We start from the raw sequence: 5,000 nt of genomic DNA on the forward strand, positions 1-5,000 counted from the left end.
AACGGGAACAGGCCAAACCGGTAAGTTTACTTGCCGGGGTTGTAGGACTACAACATGGTATGATGAAGGATAGTAGAACGCTCTGGAAAGTGCGGCCATAGTGGGTGATAGCCCCGTATACGAAATTCTAATTCGACCTAGTAGTATCCTGAGTAGGACGGGACACGTGAAACCTTGTCTGAATCTGGGGGGACCACCCTCCAAGCCTAAATACGTCTCAGCGACCGATAGTGAACCAGTACCGTGAGGGAAAGGTGAAAAGTACCCCGTTGAGGGGAGTGAAATAGACCTGAAACCATGGACCTACAAGCAGTAGGAGCCCTATGTCTTCGGACAGGGTGACTGCGTACCTTTTGTATAATGGGCCAACGACTTATGGCTCAGTGGCAAGGTTAATGCGTCAGCAGGAGCCGTAGCGAAAGCGAGTCTTAATAGGGCGACCATAGTCACTGGGCATAGACCCGAAGCCAGGCGAGCTATTTATGAGCAGGATGAAGCGATGGTAAGACATCGTGGAGGTCCGAACCCACATCGGCTGAAGACGATCGGGATGACTTGTGAATAGGGGTGAAAGGCCAATCAAGCCTGGCAATAGCTGGTTCTCTCCGAAAGCTATTTAGGTAGCGCCTCATGTATCACCCTCGGGGGTAGAGCACTGGATGGGCTAGGGGGTCGCGAGACTTACCAAACCTAACCAAACTCCGAATACCGAGGAGTGCAATCATGGGAGACAGACAGCGAATGCTAACGTCCGTTGTCAAGAGGGATACAACCCAGACCGTCAGCTAAGGTCCCCAAGTGTATGTTAAGTGGAAAACGAAGTGGAAAGGCAAAAACAGCCAGGAGGTTAGCTTAGAAGCAGCTATCCTTTAAAGAAAGCGTAATAGCTCACTGGTCGAGTCGGTCTGCGCGGAAGATATAACGGGGCTAAACATACCACCGAAGCTACGGGTGCAGATTTATCTGCGCGGTAGGAGAGCGTTCTGTAAGCCTGCGAAGCCATACTGTAAGGAGTGGTGGAGGTATCAGAAGTGAGAATGTTGGCATAAGTAGCGATAAAACGGGTGAAAAACCCGTTCACCGAAAACCCAAGGATTCCTGCACCATGCTAATCAGGGCAGGGTTAGTCGGCCCCTAAGGCGAGGCAGAAATGCGTAGTCGATGGGAAACAGGTTAATATTCCTGTACCGACTTTAGATGCGATGGGGGGACGGAGAAAGGTAGCTGATCCGGGCGTTTGGTTGTCCCGGTACAAGCATGTAGGCGGAGAGTTTTGGCAAATCCGGACTCTCTTTAACGCTGAGGTGTTATGTCGTGCTCTTACTTCGGTTTGAGCGAAGTCAGTGATCCTATGCTTCCAAGAAAATCCTCTAAGCTTCAGTCTAAAGTTGACCGTACCGTAAACCGACACAGGTGGGTGAGGCGAGAAGCCTAAGGTGCTTGAGATAACTCTGGTTAAGGAACTCGGCAAATTGGCCCCGTAACTTCGGGAGAAGGGGTGCCCTTTGTATGTGTAGCGATTCGCTCGTGAAGCAGAAGAGGGTTGCAGTGACCAGGGGGTAGCGACTGTTTACTAAAAACACAGCACTCTGCTAAGCCGTAAGGCGATGTATAGGGTGTGACGCCTGCCCGGTGCTGGAAGGTTAAGAGGTGGGGTTAGCCGCAAGGCGAAGCTCTGAATCGAAGCCCCAGTAAACGGCGGCCGTAACTATAACGGTCCTAAGGTAGCGAAATTCCTTGTCGGGTAAGTTCCGACCTGCACGAATGGCGTAACGACTTCCCCACTGTCTCAACCAGAGACTCAGCGAAATTGAATTTGCTGTGAAGATGCAGCATTCCCGCGGCTAGACGGAAAGACCCCGTGCACCTTTACTATAGCTTGACATTGGATCTAGGTATATTTTGTGCAGAATAGGTGGGAGGCTTTGAACCTGCGACGCCAGTCGTAGGGGAGCCATCTTTGAGATACCACCCTGAATATGCTTGGGTTCTAACCAAGGCCCGTTATCCGGGTCTGGGACATTGTCTGGTGGGTAGTTTGACTGGGGCGGTCGCCTCCTAAAGAGTAACGGAGGCGCGCGAAGTTACACTCAGGCTGGTCGGAAATCAGCCATTGAGCGCAAGAGTATAAGTGTGACTGACTGCGAGACTGACAAGTCGAGCAGGGTCGAAAGACGGTTCTAGTGATCCGGTGGTTTCGAGTGGAAGAGCCATCGCTCAACGGATAAAAGGTACGCCGGGGATAACAGGCTGATTCCCCCCAAGAGTTCATATCGACGGGGGAGTTTGGCACCTCGATGTCGGCTCATCACATCCTGGGGCTGGAGCAGGTCCCAAGGGTTCGGCTGTTCGCCGATTAAAGTGGTACGTGAGCTGGGTTTAGAACGTCGTGAGACAGTTCGGTCCCTATCTACCGTGGGCGTTGGAGAATTGAGAGGATCTGTCCTTAGTACGAGAGGACCGGGATGGACAAACCTCTGGTGTTCCTGTTGTTCTGCCAAGAGCATTGCAGGGTAGCTACGTTTGGAATGGATAACCGCTGAAGGCATCTAAGCGGGAAGCCAGCCTCGAGATAAATTCTCCCGGAGCTTTAAGCTCCCTAAAGGGCCGTGGAAGACTACCACGTTGATAGGCAGGGTGTGGAAGAGTGGCAACACTTGGAGCTGACCTGTACTAATTGCCCGTGTGGCTTGACCATGCAACGTTAAGACATTGGAATATTACAGATTATCACAAAGTACTTGTTATAGATTGGATCTTAACCGATTCAATCCACCAGTTTCCTGGTGTTTATAGCGAGGAGGAAACGCCTGATCCCATCCCGAACTCAGAAGCTAAGCTCCTTTGCGCCGATGGTACTGCAGCGTTCGTTGTGGGAGAGTAGGTCGATGCCAGGAATTTAATACAAAGCCCCACCGTTGAGCCAAAAGCTCCGGTGGGGCTTTTTTTGTTTGTCCTTAAATTTTTCTGTTTAACTTCTAAGTTGCTTTAGCAGTTTTAGCCAAACAATTTACGAACCACCAAGCTCAACTCATTAACTCGAATCGGTTTAGAGAAAATCTGATAGTTGTCTAGTTCATTCATATTAGATCGCATCTCATCAGGGTTGTAGCCGGTTAAGAACAGCACAGGGATATTAGGATTGATTCCCCGCATCAATATAGCCGCCGCAGGACCACTCAACTTTGGCATCACCACGTCAAGAAGCACCATATCAATGGATTGACTGTTTCGCTCAAATTGCTCAACAGCATTCTGGCCATCACATGCGGTGATCACCTTATAATCTAGTCCCTGAAGGATTTCTGAAAGCATTTTAAGGATGTCTACCTCATCATCCGCAATGAGAATCGTTTCTCCATGTCCTATCAGAACTCCTTCTGGAATTTCTTCCTGGCTTTTCGTTGCATCAGTTTTGATTTCGTCATGCAGCATTGGGATATAGATATTAAAAGTGGTCCCCACATTCAACTCACTCTCAACTACTATGCAGCCATGCATCAATTTTACGATCCCATCAATGACAGACATCCCAAGTCCGGTTCCTTTTCCTGCTGACTTGGTGGTATAGAAAGGTTCAAATATTCTTTCCAGCTTATCTTCGGGGATGCCTGTGCCATTGTCACGAACCATCAGGCGTACAAACTCATATCCTTGAAAATCTTTATGCATCTGCCGAAACTCTGATGTAGCACTTCCACTGCTTACCTCGATTTCGATTAGAGGGTGTTCTCGATGGCTGCTGGCATCACGTGCATTGTTAATCAGGTTCATAATAATTTGTTGAAGCCCTGTTGTGTCAGCACTGACAAGAAGGTTGTTTTTTTCAATGGTGCACTTCAGTTCGACTCTTGAAGTCAAAGCAGAGCGAGCAAGGTTCACGCCTTCCGGTAGCCAATGAGCCATATCGATCACAGTCAAATTACCCTCTGAGGTATCCTTGCGCGAAAAAGTAAGAAGTTGCTTAATTATTCCGGCTGCCTTGAAACAAACCTCCTCCGCAGTATTAAGTCTCTCTCTGACATAACCTTCTTTTTCGACCTTTCTTTTCGCGAGATACAAGTTTCCTGAAATTGCGGCCAGCATATTGTTAAACTCATGGGCAATTCCGCCAACCAGTATGCCAATTGCCTCCATTTTTTGAGACTGCCGCAACTGTTTCTCGAGCGCTATTTTCTCAGTGATATCAGAAAAAACCCCAATGTAGTTAATGACCTTTCCTGTAAGATCTTTTGAGGCAGTGATACTCAGTTTTTCGGTGTACTCTTTGCCATTCTTGCACTTGTTGATTAACTCACCTTTCCAAAATCCTTCGCTAGTTAGTGCTTTCCACATTGCTTCATAAAAATGAAGGTCATGTCTCCCGGAGGAGAGAATGTTCGGTCTTTTTCCAATTAGTTCATTGGCACTGTAGCCGGTAAGTTCTTCACAGGAGGAATTCACGCTTAGAATAACCCCTCGCGCATCGGTAATGAGAATTGCCTCACGTGTTTCAAAAGCAGTGGCAGATAACCGAAGAGCATTCTCGATGCTTTTACGCTCAGTGATATCTTCTGCGAGGCCATCAATTGAAACAACCTCTCCATTCTCATCTATGACAGGGTGCTCTGAAACGAGAATGGTGCGCTCACTGCCATCGGGGTGGGTGTAATTCATCTCAAACCGTGCGTAATCTTTCTGCCGGCTGACTAGGCTTGATATTTCTTCATAAGCAATTTTTGGGCTACCGGGATACCACTTTGCAACTTCAGACCATGGCCTGCCCATAGCCTCTTCTTTGCTGATGCCAAGGACCTCTGTCACGCCATCACTCACATAGAGAAGTTCCCCTGTATCCACCGTATGACTGAATAGGACAAATTTATCTCCAATATCATCGACTAGATTCTTGAGCTTCTTAAGGCTGGCCTGCAATTCTTTGCTGGTTCGCTTTTCTAGCTTGATGATTTCTTCGAGTTTTGTTTTTGTTAATACTTGGTCTGTTGCACCCCGTGTCATAC

General features: G+C 48.2%; 1 protein-coding gene and 2 rRNA genes (1 of these 3 cut by a window edge). 2 read left to right on the forward strand and 1 reads right to left on the reverse strand.

What is annotated here, in order from left to right; translation table 11 throughout:
- Positions 1-2,698 (forward strand): 23S ribosomal RNA (locus tag Ga0123461_RS01870); it begins 255 nt to the left of the window's first position.
- An 84-nt stretch (positions 2,699-2,782) separates the two neighbouring features.
- Positions 2,783-2,897: ribosomal RNA gene (rrf, locus tag Ga0123461_RS01875) — 5S ribosomal RNA — on the forward strand.
- 100 nt (positions 2,898-2,997) lie between these two features.
- On the opposite strand, the gene Ga0123461_RS01880 is transcribed toward rrf, so the two are convergent.
- Complete coding sequence (locus Ga0123461_RS01880; RefSeq protein WP_100276791.1) at positions 2,998-4,998, reverse strand: PAS domain-containing hybrid sensor histidine kinase/response regulator; 2,001 nt, start codon at positions 4,996-4,998, stop codon at positions 2,998-3,000.
- Between the last annotated feature and the right edge of the window lie 2 nt (positions 4,999-5,000).

This window comes from Mariprofundus aestuarium (assembly GCF_002795805.1).
GTDB lineage: Bacteria > Pseudomonadota > Zetaproteobacteria > Mariprofundales > Mariprofundaceae > Mariprofundus > Mariprofundus aestuarium.

Bases quoted from the DNA above. Each gene is read 5' to 3' on its own strand.
- Ga0123461_RS01880 (WP_100276791.1), bottom strand. From the start codon at position 4,998: ATGACACGGGGTGCAACAGACCAAGTATTAACAAAAACAAAACTCGAA.